Source organism: Clostridium sp. AM42-4 (assembly GCF_003480105.1).
GTDB lineage: Bacteria > Bacillota > Clostridia > Lachnospirales > Lachnospiraceae > Brotaphodocola.
Genome location: NZ_QUIK01000002.1, coordinates 273,694 through 290,678, shown reverse-complemented (window position 1 = coordinate 290,678; position 16,985 = coordinate 273,694). Strand labels below are relative to the sequence as shown.

Here is a 16,985-nt window from a genome sequence, read left to right as displayed (position 1 = left end):
ACACCATATAGATTTTTTGTACGCCGCCGCCCGCCATCGAGCAGAGTTTTACACCTAATTGGGGATAAAACAGCTCATGGCTGGCGGCGGTGTTGCCCTCATCGGCACCACCCTTGTACCTCTGCTCTCCGGACTGTTCGGTTAATCACAAAACAAGGAGGTAATCGCCTTTGGACAGCATACTCCAACAGATCACAGACTGGCTGAAAGAAATGCTCGTTTCAGCTATTATGGGAAATCTGTCGGGGATGTTTGAGTCCGTCAACAACCAGGTTGGCGAGATAGCAACCTCCGTTGGCATGACCCCGGCGAATTTTTCGCCGGGTGTCTTTGCCATGGTACGAAACATCTCCGAGTCAGTGATTATCCCAATCGCAGGCTTGATTCTGACCTTCATTGCCTGTTATGAGCTAATTCAGATGATTATTGACCACAACAATCTGGCAAATTTTGAAACCTGGATCTTCTTCAAATGGGTGTTCAAGACTTTTGTTGCGGTCATGTTAATCACAAACACATTCAATATCACGATGGCTGTGTTTGATGTGACACAGCACGTTATAAACGCAAGCGCCGGTATCATATCCGGAAATACTGCCATAGATGCTTCGGCATTGGAAACAATGGAAGAAACGCTGATGGCAATGGATTTGGGTCCTTTGCTCGGCTTGTTCCTGCAATCCTTTATCGTGCAGGTCACGATGTCCGCTTTGGCAATCATCATCTTTGTGATCGTCTACGGTCGAATGATTGAAATTTATCTGATGGTCAGCCTTGCCCCGATTCCGCTTTCCACTTTTGGAAACAGAGAACAGAGCAATATCGGACAGAATTATCTGCGTTCGCTGTTTGCAATCGGATTCCAGGGATTCCTGATTATGATCTGCGTGGGCATTTATGCGGTGCTGATTCAGTCTATCGCATTCAGTGATGACATCATCGGTTCTATCTGGGGTGTTATGGGCTACACCGTCCTTTTGTGCTTCACCCTGTTTAAGACTGGTTCGCTTGCGAAGGGTGTATTCAGCGCTCACTAAGGGAAGGAGGAAATTGTTTGGCAGCGTATATTCCCGTACCTCGTGACCTGACGAGGGTAAAAACAAAAGTGTTCTTCAATCTGACGAAACGGCAGTTACTTTGCTTTGGTGCGGCGGCGCTCATCGGAGTGCCGATTTTCTTTCTGGTCAAAGCAACCGGAAATGTGAGCCTTGCAGCACTGTCCATGATGATCGTCATGTTACCGTTGTTCTTTCTGGCAATGTATGAAAAGGATAGTCAGCCGTTGGAAGTGGTTGTAGAACACTTCATTCAGACCAAATTCGTTCGTCCCAAGGTTCGCCCTTATCAGACGGACAACTATTATGACGCTTTGATGCGTCAGTACAAACTGGAAAAGGAGGTTGAACGAATTGTTTTTCAAAAAGAAGCCACAGGCAAGAAACATCAAAATGCCTGCAAATCTGAATCGGAAGCAGCAGCGAGAAATTAAAGCTGTTGTGGAACGGGCAAAGAAGGACAACGGTATTCCGCAGACTGCACAGCAGTCCATTCCCTTTCAGAGAATGTTCCCGGATGGCATCTGCCGTGTCACTGACAGTTATTACACCAAGACCATTCAGTTTCAGGACATCAACTATCAGCTGGCACAGCAGGAAGATAAGACTGCCATCTTCGATGAGTGGTGCAGTTTCCTGAATTTCTTTGACAGCTCCATTCACTTTGAGCTTTCCTTTATGAACCTGAGTACCGATGCTGAAAGCTTTGAAAAGAGTATCCGTATCCCGTTCAAGAAGGACAGCTTCAATCCCGTCCGTGCCGAGTATAGCCAGATGCTGAAAAAGCAGTTGGCGCAGGGCAACAACGGCTTGACCAAAACCAAGTACCTGACATTCGGCATTGAAGCCGAATCCATGCGGCAGGCAAAGCCGAGACTCAACCATATCGAAAACGATCTGCTCAATAACTTTCGGCGTTTGGGTGTCATTGCCACTACCATGAACGGCAAAGAGCGGCTGCATCTGATGCACTCTATGTTCCACATGGGTGATAATGATAAGTTCTTCTTCGATTGGAAGTATCTTGTGGAATCCGGGCTGTCCGTAAAGGACTTCATTGCTCCGACGGCGTTTGCCTTTAAGACCAACCGCACCTTCCAGATGGGCAGTATCTTCGGTTCGATGTCTTATCTGGCAATTACGGCATCAGACCTGTCTGATCGTATGCTGGCGGATTTTCTGGATATGGAATCCACGCAGATCGTGACCATGCACATCCAGTCGGTTGACCAGACTGCGGCGATTAAGACCATCAAGAGAATCATCACCGAGCTTGACCGTTCCAAAATCGAGGAACAGAAAAAGGCTGTGCGTTCTGGCTATGACATGGACATTATCCCATCTGACCTTGCTACCTATGGTAAAGATGCGAAGTCACTTCTGAAAGAATTGCAGAGCCAGAATGAGCGAATGTTCATGGTGACATTTCTGGTGCTGAACACCGGGCGCACCGAGCAGGAACTGGAGAACAATGTGTTCCAGGCACAGAGCATCGCCCAGAAGCATAACTGCAATCTGCGTCGTTTGGATTTTCAGCAGGAATCCGGACTGATGAGCAGCCTGCCTTTGGCACAAAACCTGATTGAGATTCGTCGTGGCCTGACTACCAGTTCCACGGCTATTTTTGTGCCTTTCACCACGCAGGAGCTGTTCCAGAATGGTGGAGAAACGCTCTATTACGGGCTGAATGCTCTGTCGAACAACCTTATCATGGTGGACAGAAAGAAGCTCAAGAACCCCAACGGACTGATTCTGGGTACTCCCGGTTCCGGTAAATCCTTTTCCGCAAAGCGTGAAATCACCAATGCGTTCCTGGTTACGGATGACGATATTATCATCTGCGACCCCGAAGCGGAATATGCGGCTCTGGTTCACAAGTTCAATGGTCAGGTGGTAAAAATCAGCTCCTCCAGTACCAACTATATCAACCCTATGGACATCAACCTGAACTACTCTGAGGATGACAACCCGGTAGCACTGAAAGCTGATTTTATCCTGTCCCTCTGTGAGTTGATTATGGGCAGTAAGGATGGCTTGCAGCCTATCGAAAAGACGGTTATCGACCGTTGTGTGCATCAGATTTACCAGAGATATTTCGACAATCCTGCCCCTGAGAATATGCCGATCCTTGAGGATTTGTATGATGCCCTTCTGAAACAGGACGAAAAGGAAGCCCACCATGTAGCGACCGCCTTGGAAATCTATGTTAAGGGTTCTCTGAAACTGTTTAACAACAGAACCAATGTGGATATTCAGAATCGTCTGGTGTGCTTCGACATTAAGGAGCTGGGCAATCAGCTGAAAAAAATCGGTATGCTGATCGTTCAGGATCAGGTCTGGGGGCGTGTAACTGCCAACCGTTCTGCCGGTAAATCGACCAGATATTATATTGACGAGTTCCATCTGCTTCTGAAGGAAGAACAGACGGCAACCTATTCCGTAGAAATCTGGAAGCGATTCCGTAAATGGGGCGGCTTGCCGACCGGTATTACTCAGAATGTCAAAGACCTGCTTCGTTCCCCGGAGATTGCCAACATCCTCGAAAACTCTGATTTCATCTATATGCTGAATCAGGCAAGCGATGACCGAAGTATTCTGGCACAGCGGTTGAACATTTCGCCGCATCAGCTGTCCTATGTAACCAACTCCGGTGAGGGCGAAGGACTTCTGTTCTATGGCAATGTGATTCTGCCGTTCATTGACCGATTCCCGACAGATCTGGAACTGTATCGCATTATGACCACGAAGTTAAACGAGGTGGCACAGGAAAAGGAGGCGTAATGTATGGCGAAAAGACCTACACGACTCCGTTTTACCGAAGATGACCTTGCAGATTCTCATGTGAAGAAAGCTGCCGACCGTGCAGATAAGGCGGTTGATAGGGCTGAAAAAGCGGCAGACAAATTGGCTTCTAAAAAGGCAAAGCCGAAGCTAAAGCTGGAAACAGATGCAGCCGGTTCCCGTAAAGCAAAGCTCCGTTTTGAAAAAGCGGAGTTTACGGAAATCGAGCGCCCATCTGTGGCAAAGCACATGGCAAGCCGTGGTGCCGCAGTCACGCTCACATCCAAAGCACATCGGGCGGTGTCAGAATATGAGGATGATAATATCGGCGTTCAGGCTGTGCAGGAAACGACCAAGGCTGTTGAATCCACTGTCTATACCGTCGATCATGCCGTTTACAGTCACAAGCTGAAAGCCTACGACAAGGCGGAAAAGCTGGTTGAGAAGTCAGATAAAGCAAATGTAAATGCCCTGTATGAGAAGTTCAAAAAGGACAACCCCGATGCCGGTTCCAATCCCTTTTCCCGTTGGCAACAGAAAAGGGCAATCAAGAAAGAATATGCTGCCGCCAAAGCCGGTAAGAATACCGCTTCGACAACGGCTTCTGCATCTAAGGGTGCAGGCAAGGCAACGGGCAAAGCAGCTCAGGGAGCCAAGAACATCACAGAAAGAGTAACGGAGTTCTGCACCACACACTCTAAAACGATTCTGTTTGTTTTGATTGCCGGACTGCTTTTTATGATACTCTCAGGGATGTTCTCGTCTTGTTCGGCTATGTTCCAAGGCGGCACACAGATCATTCTGGGAACTTCTTTTACTGCAAAAGAGGAAGATATTATTGGTGCGGACAATGATTACAAGGCTTTGGAAGCTGCGCTCCGCAATAAAATCAATAATATCGAGCGTACTCATAGCGGATATGACGAGTACCGGTATGACCTTGATGAAATCAACCACAATCCTTATGAGCTGGCGGCGTATTTGACGGTGAAGTTTGAGGATTACACCAGAGATGAGGTGCAGGCTACCCTGCAATGGCTATTTGAGCAACAATATGAGCTGACCCTGACGGAAGTAGTAGAGATTCGTACACGAACAACATCTTCTACTGATCCCGAAACGGGAGAGACAACAACAGAGGAAGAAGATTACGAATATTATATTCTGAATGTGAAGCTCAGAAATAAGGGCTTGAACAGTGTGATTTCAAATTCCGGCTTGTCGGAAGATGATATGGAGCGATATAGAATTTTGCTTCAGACAAGGGGCAACAGACCGGATATTTTCGGAAATGACATTTACGCCACCCCTGGCGGCGAGTACACCGATTATGATATTCCGGGCGAAGCGCTGACAGACACAAGATTTGCCAATATGATTCGGGAAGCTGAAAAATATCTGGGATACCCGTATGTGTGGGGCGGCAGCAGCCCGTCTACCTCCTTTGACTGCTCCGGATTTGTTTCCTATGTAATCAATCACTGCGGAAACGGTTGGAGTGTTGGTCGTTTGACCGCAAACGGTTTGATGGGCGTATGCGACATTATCCCGAAAAGCTCTGCCAAACCGGGAGATTTGATTTTCTTCCAAGGCACTTATGATACCTCCGGTGCATCACACGTTGGTATCTATGTTGGCAATGGTATGATGATCCACTGCGGAAACCCCATTTCCTACGCTTCTATCGAATCGAATTACTGGCAACAGCATTTTTACTGCTTCGGCAGAATCAGAAACTAAAGGAGGGATGGCGATTGAGTGCCAAGTTAGACAGAATAGGTGCAGACCTTGAAAAAGCCCGTAAGAAACGGGCAGAATGGGATGCTAAGGTGAAAGACCTGGAACGCAGATACCGTGAGGAGGAAAATTCCGAAATCCATGAGATGGTTCATGCTGCGAACCTGAATCCCGAACAGCTTTCCGAGCTGCTCCGTATGTTTGCTGCGGATATGGCTCCGAAGCCTGATACGATCAATACTATGAATGAGGAGGAAACGCAGAATGAGATTTAAGAAAATTGGAGCCGCATTGCTGGCGTGTGCAATGTGTTTTGGCGTGTTTTCTACAACGGCATTTGCCTATGTAGATGAAAGCGTAGCGACTGAAGAACCTGCGGTCGAAGAAAAAGTTCCCGAAACAGAGCCGGAGGAGCCGATGCTACCGCTTACTCCCGACGGCAATCTGACTTTGGTTGATGACGCTGGCTCGCCTACGAAAAGCGGAAAGCAGTTCATTACCGCTGTAACCAAAAACGGAAACTACTTCTATATCATCATTGACCGTGATGATAAGGGCGAGGAAACCGTGCATTTTCTGAATCAGGTGGATGAAGCCGACCTGCTCAAGCTGATGGACGAGGAAGAAGTTGCAGAGTTCACCAAGCCGGTTGAGGAAACAAAGCCGGAAGTAGTTGAAACAGTTCCTGAAATTACAGAACCGACACCGGAGGAAAAGCCGAAATCCACAAATATGCTCCCGGCGATTCTTACTCTGATTGTGCTTGCCTGTGGTGGTGGATTCTTCGTATTTAAGAAAGTCCAGGAAAAGAAGAAGGCACAGGAAGCGGCAAAGCCTGACCCAGATGCTGATTATGTGGACGATGACGAGGACTATGGGTACGATCCGGAGTTTGAGGACGACGATGAAGATAGCTCCGTCGATGAAGATGATAATGAACCTGTGTAAACAGGATAGGCTTGATGCCTGGGGCAGCCTTCGGGTTGCCTTTACATAGTTTCCGCTTTCAAAAAATAAAAAAATTTGCGTTTTTGAAAGTGACATCTTGCATATACTATTAGCAGACAGTATAATAAGTACAGCGAAGCGGTTTCGAGAAATGAAAAAACTTCAATTTTTGAAAGCGGGTGACTATATGAAAACAATCACGAGAGCAAAATATCTCGATAGAATCATTGAACTGAATGGTACTCCTGACATCAAGATCATCACGGGCATTCGTCGATCTGGTAAGTCCAAATTGATGCAGGCGTATATTGCGTATCTGAAAAGCAATTTTGAAAACATCAATATTATCTTCATCGACTTCATGGATTTGGCGTATGAAGAAATCAAGGAATACCATGCCTTACACGCCTATGTGGAAGAACATTATCAGGAAGGAAAAACGAACTACCTGTTTGTAGACGAGGTTCAGATGTGTCCCAAGTTTGAGTTGGCAATCAATAGCCTGTACTCTAAGGGAAAATACGACATCTATGTAACAGGCTCTAATGCTTTCCTGTTGAGTGCAGATCTGGCAACTCTGTTTACCGGACGCTATATTGAAATTCATGTGTTTCCTTTCAGCTTCCAGGAATATTGCCAGTATTATGATGATATTAGTGACAAAGATAAGCTCTTTGATGAGTACGCTATCAAGGGCGGTTTAGCAGGTTCCTATGCTTATAGAACCGAAAAAGACAGAACAAACTATATCAAAGAGGTCTACGAAACGATTGTTACAAGGGATTTGGTACAGAAATATACTCTCCCGGACACTTTGGTTTTACAACGTCTGAGCGAGTTCCTTATGGATAATATCAGCAACCTGACTTCTCCGAATAAGGTCAGTCAGCTACTGACAGCAAATGAGACTCCAACCAATCATGTAACCGTCGGCAAGTACATTAAGTATTTGTGCAATGCTTTTGTATTTTATGATATTAAGAGATATGACATCCGAGGTAAGAAATACCTTGAAAGCTCTGAAAAGTTCTATTTGTGTGACAGCGGTATTCGATATGCAATACTGGGAAGCAGAAATATAGACTATGGCAGAGTATATGAAAACGTTGTTTGTATCGAGCTTCTTCGCCGTGGATATGATGTCTATGTCGGCAAGCTCTATCAAAAGGAAATCGACTTTGTTGCTCAGAGAGGTAGCGAAAAGATTTATATTCAGGTCAGCGACAACATTTCCGGGCAGGAAACATTTGAGAGAGAATGCTCTCCTCTGCTTCAGATTCGAGACGCTTATCCGAAAATGATTATTGCCAGAACCAAACATCCCCAATATAGCTATGAAGGAATCGAAATTCACGATATAGCCGATTGGTTGCTACAAGAATAAGCAAGGTGAAATATCTCCGTCATTCTCTTTTGAAATGATGGAGATATTTTTATTATGACGGAGATTGTAGAACAGAAAATTGTATCAGGTTGCAAAAATCCTTTCCGAACTTTTTACATAGCAGTCATGCACTACGGTGTGTGGCTGCTTATTTTTTTGTGAAAGGAGCAGATGCAAATGAAATTAGTTTTGGCTGAAAAGCCTTCGGTTGCACAGAGTATTGCCAAAGTGTTAGGTGCTGCCAAGCGTGAGGATGGCTACTTAGAGGGAAACGGATATGTGGTCAGCTGGTGTGTAGGGCATTTGGTGGAGCTGGCACAGCCGGAAGTCTATGATGCGAAGTACAGCAAATGGGCTTATGCAGACCTTCCTATCTTCCCGATGGACTGGCAGTATGAGGTTTCTGCCGGTACGAAAAAACAGTTTGGGATTCTGAAAAAGCTCATGGCCAGAGAAGATGTTGCGAGTCTTGTGTGTGCAACAGATGCCGGTCGTGAGGGCGAGCTGATCTTTCGGTTGGTGTACCACAAAGCCGGGTGCAGAAAGCCGTTTGAGCGGCTTTGGATTTCCTCGATGGAAGATGTAGCAATCAAGGAGGGCTTTGAAAATCTCAGGTCTGGAACGGAATATGATGCTTTGTATGAAGCAGCACTGTGTCGAGAACGAGCCGACTGGATTGTTGGTATTAACGCTAAGGACACCCGCACCCTCACACGAGAATGAATAGGATTTCCTATCATTTCGCATCACGAGAAGTTACATAGTGACATTTACTTGCACTTGCAACGTCCACCAAAAATCGAAAGACTTGCTAATTTCGAGCCAATCGGACGGTGTAAAATCCCTCTGAATTAGCTATCACAGCGTAGTATCAGATGGGATTTGAAATGCTGAAAAACCTTGTATTTCCAAGCATTTTTAAGCATTAGATGCCACTTCCCGATGTCGTATCGGGTCTACTCCTAAGCGCTAGTTGTGGGTTCGATTCCCGCTGGGAACAGTTTTTGCAGCAATGATCGAAACTCTATTTATATTGGGCTGGTCGAAAGACCCGGGTCCACCAAACGGCGGGTAAGACACCCGTCGTTTTTGTTTTTTGGAATTATTGGCTGCCATTTGTTTTTCTGGTGCTGGTCGATGCGGTCTTTATCCGATCTTGACTTAAATAAGGAATGTAGTTAGAGATTTTGGTTGACATATTTTCAGAAGCTAGGTAATCTAATATTAGAGACAGGCAACCTGAGTGTCTGTCAAGCTGTGAAGTAAGGTATTGTGCCAGAGAGCAGTGTCTTATGAGCTTTATAAGGGTTTGACATTTACCACAACCTGGCTAGAGGTTAATTCTCGAAAGAAAATGTTATCATGACTTAATTGGGTGAAGAAGCATAAATTTTCTTTGACTATTTCAAAGCTACAGTGTAATCTAAAAGAGATACTTATAAGGTCGGAACAGAGACCTAAAACCTGTTCCAGTGGTCGGGATGGAGACCGAAAACCCATTCCCATTGCAGGATAAACTGTGAAAAATTAGTAGAAGGATGGCTGTGAAGTCATTCTTCTATTTTACTATATGGAGGTTTGATGGAAGAACAGAAGAGTTTTACACAACGCGTGAAAGAAACATAAATCACAAATCTTGGTCAAAAAAGCATCGATATCCGACCCCATACACGGTATAATATAGGTAATTTAATAAGGAAACAGAATTATCATTGTTATGGTATCGTAAAACTGATTACAAGAAAATGAGCTCCAAGGGAGGAATAAGCATGAATCATGAAGACTATAAAAAAGCCGCAGCCCATTGGAAACCAATCGATGCGGCTTCCGTTAAGATGCCGCAGGAAGAACTGTTTGCGGCAATGGAAACCTATATTCTGACGAACGATACCTGTGCACTCGCCACGGGAAGCGGAAGCCAGATCCGAAACACTCCGATCGAGTATACATACCACGACGGCGCATTCTGGATGTTTTCGGAGGGCGGCGAAAAGTTCCTGGGATTGGAGCAGAATAAGAATGTATGTCTCGCAATCTTTGACAAGTATGCCAGGTTTGCAAAATTAAAGGGAATGCAGGTTCAGGGCGTTGCAGAGATTGTAGAACCATTTTCGGAAGAATATCTGAAAGCGGCAGAGTTTAAGAAAATCCCGATTGAGATGTTAAAAAAGCTTCCGGAGGTCATGAACCTGATTAAAATTGTGCCGGAGCGGATTGACTTTCTGAACTCGGATTTCAAGAAAGACGGATACGGGAGCCGCCAGGAATATGCTTATTTTTGAGAAAAAATCGTCATTTTCTCTACAATATCTCCATAATTTATGCTAGAATGTGCCGTGATCATCTATGCGGCAAGTGCCTATGGTATCAAGACAAAGAAAACGAAAATTCCGGTCGTTCTGATCCTGGTGATCTGCGATCTGATTGAGTTTCCGGTGCTCTATTGCAGCTATGGTTTTTACCGCTTGTCTTATATGGTTCTGGGAATTGTGGCAACAACATTGTTTCTGGAGGATAAATGGCGGATTAAGGGAACCAGTGCCCTGATCTTGTTTGATCTGGTATTCATTGTATGGAGGCAGCGCGACCCGGCTTTCTTTGCTGCATTTGCGGGAAAAGAGAATATGAGCTCGGTGGTTATTACGTTCCTGATCGCAGGCAGCAGTATTCTGATGCTGCTGAGTACTCTTCTCAAGCAGTATACAAGGCAGCAGAAGTGCCTGGAGGAGATGACAAAGAACCTGCGGTGGATGGCGAATCTGGATCCGCTGACCCACCTGTATAATCGCCGCTATCTGACCCAGTATCTGGAGGAGAAGAAGGCGGACGGAGAAAATGCTTTTTCGGTTGTATTGCTGGATATTGATGATTTTAAACAGATCAATGATACGTATGGCCATATGTTTGGAGACGAGGTACTGCAGACATTTTCGGAGATTCTTCTGAAGCATATGAAAGGACACGGACTTGTGATCCGTTTTGGCGGGGAGGAATTTATGCTGGTGTTCCACACGACAGACCAGAATAAGATACAGCAGGTTTTAAACGGCTGTGCGGATGATTTTAAAGAGTATGGGATGTCTTCCAAAGGGAAGCCGCTGACATTCAGTGGCGGTGCTTCGGTCTTTCATGGGGAAGATATGCTGGTCAAGCTGTTCAACTATGCGGATGAGCGCCTGTATCAGGCAAAAAACACAGGAAAAAGACATGTGGTATATGATGTGTAGCAACATAAGATATGCTTATAAAATGATAATGTTGTGATAAAGGGGGATTACCAATGAAAATTGTAATTATTAACGGAAGTGCCAGAAAGGGCAATACCTTAACGGCAATCAATGCCTTGATCAAGGGAGCATCTAAGAATCATGAGATCGAGGTGATTCAGCCGGACAAGCTGCACATCAGTCCATGTAAAGGCTGTGGCGCCTGTCAGTGCTATAAGGGCTGTGTTGACCAGGATGATACCAATTCGACGACTGAACAGATCGCGGCGGCGGATATGATCGTATTTGCGACACCGGTGTACTGGTGGGGAATTACCGGACAGTTGAAACTGGTGATTGATAAGTGTTATTGCCGCGGTCTGCAGCTGAAGGGCAAAAAGACTGGTCTGATCGTTACAGGCGGTGCGCCTGTAAATCATGATCAGTATGATCTGATTGAGAAACAGTTTGCATGTATGTCTGAATACCTGGAATGGGATATGCGCTTTCAGAAGAGATATAGTGCGAATGGGAAAGATGAACTGGCGAAGAATGAGGCGGTAATGAAGGAACTGGAAGAATTGGGGGCTCAGTTGTAACTGCTGCTTACGTGTTTGGCAAACCGCAACGTGTGAACAGTAACCGCCAGGTTAAGATGGCAATATAAATTTTGCATTGCAAACTGACAAGAAAAAATGCATATTGTATAATCAGAATCGTTCATCGGAGGGTGATTTGTTCCATTTAAGTAACCGGGTGATACAGACCCGTTGCTGATGCAGAAACAATAGCTGGATAAGATGGCAGGTTGAAATATCTGCTTTCTTATCCGGCTTTTTTTATTGCATTGCATATCGAAGAAGGTGCTGGTGGCATATCCGCTGATTTCAGAGGAAATTATAGCGTGGAAAAACACGCTCCACAGAATAAAAAATAAATGATCAACATTGGAGAGAAAATTTCATGGAGAGAACCACATCATTTACAGAAGGGAAAATTTTGCAGCCGCTCATCTTATTCGCATTTCCAGTTCTGCTGGCATTGTTTTTGCAGGCGATGTACGGCGCAGTGGACTTGCTGATCGTTGGAAAGTTTGCTTCCTCCGCAGATGTATCCGCGGTATCGACCGGTTCGCAGATCATGACAACACTGACGAACCTGATCAGCAGCTTTGCGATGGGAACCACGATCTTGCTGGGACAGCAGATCGGAAGCGGAAAACGGGAAGAGGGAGGCCACACGGTAGGAACGGCGATTTTGCTGTTTGCGGGAATTGCGGTGGCATTGTCGGTTATTCTTGTGGCATTTGCCCCTCAGGTCAGCCGTGCGATGAATGCACCGGAGGAGGCGTTTCACAAGACTGTGGATTATATCCGGATCTGCGGCGGAGGTATGCTGGGTGTCCGTGTGCCGGTGTCTTATCTGGTGAGTATCCAGCCGAAGACATCTCTGTTTCATATCGGGCTGGCGACGCCGATGTCGTCTGCGCTGCAGCTGGTTTTGTGTGTGGGATTTATGATGTGGCTGAATAAGAAAAGAGGAGGTGCCAGTGGCACCTCCGATGATTAATTTTCTCCGAACAGAATCTTCAATTTTTTCAGGCAGTGGAAGAATGCTGGAAGCAAAAACGCATCTGCAAAGATCCACGCAAGCGGGCTTGCAAAGCACGCCGGAAGGAACCCGAATACCGGAACCAGGCAGAAGCCGACGAGTGACCGTGCAGCCATCTCGCAGACTCCGGCCAGGATCGCAAACGTGGAAAATCCCATTCCCTGGATCGTGAAGCGGACGACGTTGACAAAGGTCAGCGGGATATAGAACATACTGTTTGCGGCCAGGAACGTGGCTACCCTGCCGATGATCTCGGTCTGCCTTGCGTCCATGAAGAGAAGCGCAATGTATTTGCCGCCGAAAAGCAGGACCACAAATGCAATCAGGGAATAGATGATCCCGATCAGACTTGCAGCTTTCAGTCCTTCTTTTACGCGGTCCAGCTTTTTGGCACCGACATTCTGGCCTGCGTAGGTTGCCATGGTACCGCCGAGTGCGTCAAACGGACAGCAGAAAAACATGCTGACCTTGCTTCCAGTGGAAACTGCCGCCACGGCCATGGAACCGAGGGAGTTTACCGCGGTCTGGAGCACAACGCTTCCGATCGCCGTGATGGAATACTGGAGCCCCATCGGGATTCCCATGCCGCAGAGGACGCGGAGCATGTGGCTGTCGGGTTTCCATTCGTCCTGTTTCATATGCAGGATCGGATAATGCCGGATCATATAGATCAGACAGAGCATGGCAGAAATTCCCTGGGAGATGACGGTAGCAAGTGCCGGTCCGCGGACTCCCATGCCGAGCACAAGGATCGTAAAGAAATCCAGGGCGATGTTCATGAGGGAGGAAAGCAGCAGGAAATAAACTGGTGTTTTGCTGTCTCCCAGGCTTCGGATGATGCCTGCGAGCATGTTGTAAAGATAGGTGACAGGAATTCCGAGGAAAATCACGAAAATGTAATCGTAAGCCCCCTGGATGATATCTTCCGGCGTGTTCATCCACTGCAAAATGTTCATGCAGAGGATACCGACGATGGTTGTCATGACTGCGGCGAAGACTGCGGACAGCCAGCCGGAGTTGGCTACGAATTTCCGCATCCCGTTATAGTCTCCGGCACCGAATTTTTGGGCTACCGGGATTGCAAAGCCGCTGCATGCGCCGGTACAGAAGCCGATGATCATAAAGTTGATGGAGCTTGTTGAGCCGACCGCTGCCAGGGCTGATATGCCCAGGCATTTGCCAACAATGATGGTGTCGACCATGTTGTAAAACTGCTGGAAAAGGAACCCGAAAAGCATCGGGATCGCAAAGCTTAGGATCAGCTTCATCGGGGATCCGACAGTCAGGTCCTTGATGTCATTCTTTTGCATAATATCTCCTTGTGTATATTCGTTCGGAAAGTTTCCTGTGATTTATGAGGAATCTCAAATCGGATGTATTATAAAACAAGGTAAAAGAAAAGTACATAGGGCAATTGCAAAAAAATCGGATGTCAGGTAAGCCATGAACCGTGAGCGGTTTGCGCAACGCATGAACTGCAACGAGCTCGGAACACAAAATGAGGTTGCATTTGTGTAAAGAGAACAGCTATAATGATTACACTATAAATTAAGAAAAGAAGTGACACTATGTTTTTTATGATGGGAATTACCGATGGAAGAAAGCAGCTTGATTTTACGCAGACCGTCATCTGCAGTGTATGCGGCAAGTATGGGCGGTACCAGGTCTTTATGACGTATACGGTGTTGTCGTTATTTTTTATCCCATGCTTGAAGTGGAACCGGCACTATTATGTGCAGATGAGCTGCTGCAATACGCTGTATGAGCTTGATCCGGAAATCGGAAAGGCGATTGCGCGTGGGGAACAGGTGGAGATTCTGCCGCAGCATTTGACGATGGTGCAGCAGGGAACCAGTGGATATGGACACCGGCATTGCGATCATTGCGGTTATGAGACAACAGAAGATTTTGAGTATTGCCCGAAGTGCGGGAACCGGTTTTAGAAAAATATGGGCGTCAGATCCGAAAAAGTGGATCTGACGCCTTTTTTGATTGTTAAGCATCCCAAAGCAATTGTTAATGAGTTAATGACAGTAGTTACAGGTCAGCCTATTTCTCAAATTCACCGATCCTACAGCAGCTTCAAAATCTCATCCCGGTCGATCAGGATGCTGCTGATTCCCTCTCCGGAGAGAATCTCTTCGGCCAGGTCCTGCTTACTCTTCTGAAGATTCTGGATCTGCTCTTCGATGGTGTGTTCCGCGATCAGTTCGTAAACGGTTACGGTGTTTTCCTGGCCGATGCGGTGCGCACGGTCGGTTGCCTGGTTCTGGGCTGCCACGTTCCACCACGGATCGTAGTGGATGACGATGTCAGCAGCAGTCAGGTTCAGGCCGGTTCCGCCGGCTTTTAAGGAGATGCAGAATACCGGGACATCGTTTGTGGTGAAGCTTTCAACTAACTGCATAGATGCAGGAACGACAATGGAAAATAATCTTGCGTTTGTATAAAGAAAGTCGCTATAATGAAGATATTATGTGTGAGAAAAGAAGTGCCAGTGTGTTTTTTATGAGGAGAATTAGCGATGGAAGAAAGTAGCTTGATTTTATGCATATAGTCAAGAAAATAACGAATTCGGCATATATAGGAGGGCCATAAATGGAGAAAAAAGATTGGTTTGAACAGCGTTCCCAAATAGAAAAGGAAGTTCTGTACAAATCAGAACTGGAGCATTACAGTGAAAAAATGGTGTTGAATACAGAAAATAGGATTATTTTTATTAATGCCAAATATGCAGCAGAATTTGGAAAACGTCCAGAAGAATTGGAAGGTGTTCTGTTTGATGAATTTATGGCAGAAGCTAAGGATAAGGTCCCTCCAATTTTAGAAATTTCTGATTTTGCTAGTCCGTACATTCCTTATGCAGAACGTTTGCAAAACGATGGTCGTCCAAGGGTTTTCTTACGTGCACCTCTAATCTCAGAGGATAATGTGGTATTAGGGCATATGATCTATGACGGACGTGACTGGCTTCAACGATATCGATCTTTGTTTTTAAAACTTAATGAGATGGAAGATGAGTATCAATACCTGAATCAAAATCAGAACCGGGAAGCCAATGCTCAGTTTGTGGGAAGCAGCCCGGTCATTACGCAATTGAAGCATGAAATTTTGCAGATCGCTCAGATTAATGCTACGCTTTTGATTGAAGGAGAAACCGGAACAGGAAAAGAAGTGGTTGCAAATCATGTTTATCAGGCAAGTAAACGACATGGAAAACCATTTGTAAAGCTCAATTGTGCAGCGGTGCCGTATGAATTAATGGAATCGGAATTATTCGGTTATGAAGAAGGAGCGTTTACCGGTGCAAGAAAGGGTGGAAAAAAGGGGCTTTTTGAGCAGGCAAACGGGGGAACCATTCTTTTGGATGAAATCAACTCACTGAATCTTTCGGCACAGGCAAAGCTTTTGCGTGTTTTACAAGAGCATGTGGTTACAAAAGTAGGAGGCGGAAAACAGATTCCGATTGATGTCCGGGTCATAGCGATTTCTAACCGTCCATTGCAGGAAATGGTGGAGGAAGGAACGTTTCGAGAGGATTTATACTATCGCCTGAATGTGCTTCATATTCAGGTTCCGCCTTTACGAAAACGACTGGAAGATATTCCTGAGTTAGTACATTTATTTGTAGAAAAATGCAATAAAGAAATGGACAAGCATGTAGATACCATAGATCCTAAGATTTACGTTTTATTGAAAAAACAAAATTGGCCTGGAAATGTGCGGCAATTACAGAACTGGATAGAAAGATCCATGGCTACCGTCTGGAAAAAAACGTTGTCACTTGCAAATTTCTATTGGGTAGATACAAATCCGGCAGGAAATGCAGTTGGATTTCCATTAACACAAAAACTGACAGCTTCCGGGAAACAGAATCTTTCGCAGATCATGAGTAAGCTGGAACAGGAGATTATAACGAATACACTTTCTGATTGTGGGGGCAATAAGACACAGGCGGCACAGATCCTTGGGATATCAAGGCAGATGCTTCACAGAAAGTTAAAGGAGTTTCAAGAATAAAAGTCAAGCACTGTAAACTTTATGCTACATAGTAGCGTAAAGTTTACAGTGCTTTTTCTGTTAAGTATTTATCATCTTTTTCTGAAAGTGTGTAACAAAGAGTTTACATATAAGCGACGAATTTGACAGATAAATTGCCGGATAAGGAAGAAAAAAGCGTTCTAGTTGGCTGTATATTGCTTTTTTATTAACAGATTGGCAACTTGGCATAGAAATTGCTTTTTAATAAATTAAAGATAAGCG

General features: G+C 45.5%; 14 protein-coding genes and 3 pseudogenes. 15 read left to right on the top strand and 2 right to left on the bottom strand.

Annotated elements, in window-relative coordinates:
• Positions 1-61 precede the first annotated feature (61 nt).
• The 13 genes and pseudogenes from DW922_RS02700 to DW922_RS02640 form a co-directional block, all read left to right on the top strand.
• Positions 62-145 (top strand): annotated as a pseudogene (locus tag DW922_RS02700) (Maff2 family protein); the annotation flags it as partial.
• A 25-nt stretch (positions 146-170) separates the two neighbouring features.
• A complete protein-coding gene (locus tag DW922_RS02695) occupies positions 171-1,037 on the top strand; it encodes a VirB6/TrbL-like conjugal transfer protein, CD1112 family (protein WP_002304374.1) in 867 nt (288 codons plus the stop codon).
• Positions 1,038-1,054: 17 nt separating this feature from the next.
• On the top strand, positions 1,055-1,489 hold the full coding sequence (locus tag DW922_RS02690) for a PrgI family protein (RefSeq protein WP_002304375.1): 435 nt from the start codon (positions 1,055-1,057) through the stop codon (positions 1,487-1,489).
• Entirely contained in the window at positions 1,449-3,836 is a 2,388-nt protein-coding gene (locus DW922_RS02685) for a VirB4-like conjugal transfer ATPase, CD1110 family (protein WP_002588967.1), read from the top strand. The genes DW922_RS02690 and DW922_RS02685 overlap by 41 nt, the downstream gene beginning before the upstream one ends.
• A gap of 3 nt (positions 3,837-3,839) precedes the next feature.
• Positions 3,840-5,576 (top strand): C40 family peptidase, encoded by a 1,737-nt coding sequence (locus tag DW922_RS02680; RefSeq protein WP_002304377.1) that lies wholly within the window; start codon positions 3,840-3,842, stop codon positions 5,574-5,576.
• Positions 5,577-5,590: 14 nt separating this feature from the next.
• Positions 5,591-5,848, top strand: a complete 258-nt coding sequence (locus DW922_RS02675; protein ID WP_002304378.1) for a DUF4315 family protein — start codon at positions 5,591-5,593, stop codon at positions 5,846-5,848.
• A complete protein-coding gene (locus tag DW922_RS02670; protein WP_002578950.1) occupies positions 5,838-6,521 on the top strand; it encodes a DUF4366 domain-containing protein in 684 nt (227 codons plus the stop codon). The genes DW922_RS02675 and DW922_RS02670 overlap by 11 nt, the downstream gene beginning before the upstream one ends.
• A 151-nt stretch (positions 6,522-6,672) precedes the next feature.
• On the top strand, positions 6,673-7,905 hold the full coding sequence (locus DW922_RS02665) for an ATP-binding protein (protein ID WP_002304383.1): 1,233 nt from the start codon (positions 6,673-6,675) through the stop codon (positions 7,903-7,905).
• 177 nt (positions 7,906-8,082) lie between these two features.
• Positions 8,083-8,598: pseudogene (locus DW922_RS02660) on the top strand (toprim domain-containing protein); the annotation flags it as partial.
• A 1,076-nt stretch (positions 8,599-9,674) separates the two neighbouring features.
• Positions 9,675-10,187 (top strand): pyridoxamine 5'-phosphate oxidase family protein, encoded by a 513-nt coding sequence (locus DW922_RS02655; protein WP_118725716.1) that lies wholly within the window; start codon positions 9,675-9,677, stop codon positions 10,185-10,187.
• 54 nt (positions 10,188-10,241) lie between these two features.
• Positions 10,242-11,132 carry a GGDEF domain-containing protein gene (locus DW922_RS02650; protein WP_207666286.1) on the top strand — a complete coding sequence of 297 codons (891 nt, stop codon included), beginning with the start codon at positions 10,242-10,244 and terminating at the stop codon, positions 11,130-11,132.
• A gap of 53 nt (positions 11,133-11,185) precedes the next feature.
• Complete coding sequence (locus DW922_RS02645; protein WP_118725714.1) at positions 11,186-11,710, top strand: flavodoxin family protein; 525 nt, start codon at positions 11,186-11,188, stop codon at positions 11,708-11,710.
• Positions 11,711-12,074: 364 nt separating this feature from the next.
• A complete protein-coding gene (locus tag DW922_RS02640) occupies positions 12,075-12,680 on the top strand; it encodes an MATE family efflux transporter (RefSeq protein WP_118718579.1) in 606 nt (201 codons plus the stop codon).
• On the opposite strand, the gene DW922_RS02635 is transcribed toward DW922_RS02640, so the two are convergent.
• Positions 12,677-14,032, bottom strand: a complete 1,356-nt coding sequence (locus DW922_RS02635) for an MATE family efflux transporter (RefSeq protein ID WP_118725713.1) — start codon at positions 14,030-14,032, stop codon at positions 12,677-12,679. The two genes, DW922_RS02640 and DW922_RS02635, sit on opposite strands and share 4 nt — an antisense overlap.
• A gap of 258 nt (positions 14,033-14,290) precedes the next feature.
• Here DW922_RS02635 and DW922_RS02630 point away from each other — a divergent pair, with 258 nt between their 5' ends.
• On the top strand, positions 14,291-14,665 hold the full coding sequence (locus DW922_RS02630) for a zinc ribbon domain-containing protein (protein ID WP_118543106.1): 375 nt from the start codon (positions 14,291-14,293) through the stop codon (positions 14,663-14,665).
• A 128-nt stretch (positions 14,666-14,793) separates the two neighbouring features.
• Here the strand turns inward: DW922_RS02630 and DW922_RS02625 are convergent.
• Positions 14,794-15,126 (bottom strand): annotated as a pseudogene (locus tag DW922_RS02625) (C-terminal helicase domain-containing protein); the annotation flags it as partial.
• A gap of 194 nt (positions 15,127-15,320) precedes the next feature.
• On the opposite strand from DW922_RS02625, the gene DW922_RS02620 reads away from it, so the two are divergent.
• Positions 15,321-16,742 carry a sigma 54-interacting transcriptional regulator gene (locus DW922_RS02620; RefSeq protein ID WP_118725711.1) on the top strand — a complete coding sequence of 474 codons (1,422 nt, stop codon included), beginning with the start codon at positions 15,321-15,323 and terminating at the stop codon, positions 16,740-16,742.
• Positions 16,743-16,985 lie beyond the last annotated feature (243 nt).

What these genes read in the sequence shown, in the direction of transcription:
- DW922_RS02635 (WP_118725713.1), bottom strand. Translation starts at nt 14,032, where the DNA reads ATGCAAAAGAATGACATCAAGGACCTGACTGTCGGATCCCCGATGAAG.
- DW922_RS02645 (WP_118725714.1), top strand. Translation starts at nt 11,186, where the DNA reads ATGAAAATTGTAATTATTAACGGAAGTGCCAGAAAGGGCAATACCTTA.
- DW922_RS02680 (WP_002304377.1), top strand. Translation starts at nt 3,840, where the DNA reads ATGGCGAAAAGACCTACACGACTCCGTTTTACCGAAGATGACCTTGCA.
- DW922_RS02670 (WP_002578950.1), top strand. Translation starts at nt 5,838, where the DNA reads ATGAGATTTAAGAAAATTGGAGCCGCATTGCTGGCGTGTGCAATGTGT.
- DW922_RS02630 (WP_118543106.1), top strand. Translation starts at nt 14,291, where the DNA reads ATGTTTTTTATGATGGGAATTACCGATGGAAGAAAGCAGCTTGATTTT.
- DW922_RS02640 (WP_118718579.1), top strand. Translation starts at nt 12,075, where the DNA reads ATGGAGAGAACCACATCATTTACAGAAGGGAAAATTTTGCAGCCGCTC.
- DW922_RS02665 (WP_002304383.1), top strand. Translation starts at nt 6,673, where the DNA reads ATGAAAAAACTTCAATTTTTGAAAGCGGGTGACTATATGAAAACAATC.
- DW922_RS02620 (WP_118725711.1), top strand. Translation starts at nt 15,321, where the DNA reads ATGGAGAAAAAAGATTGGTTTGAACAGCGTTCCCAAATAGAAAAGGAA.
- DW922_RS02685 (WP_002588967.1), top strand. Translation starts at nt 1,449, where the DNA reads ATGCCTGCAAATCTGAATCGGAAGCAGCAGCGAGAAATTAAAGCTGTT.
- DW922_RS02655 (WP_118725716.1), top strand. Translation starts at nt 9,675, where the DNA reads ATGAATCATGAAGACTATAAAAAAGCCGCAGCCCATTGGAAACCAATC.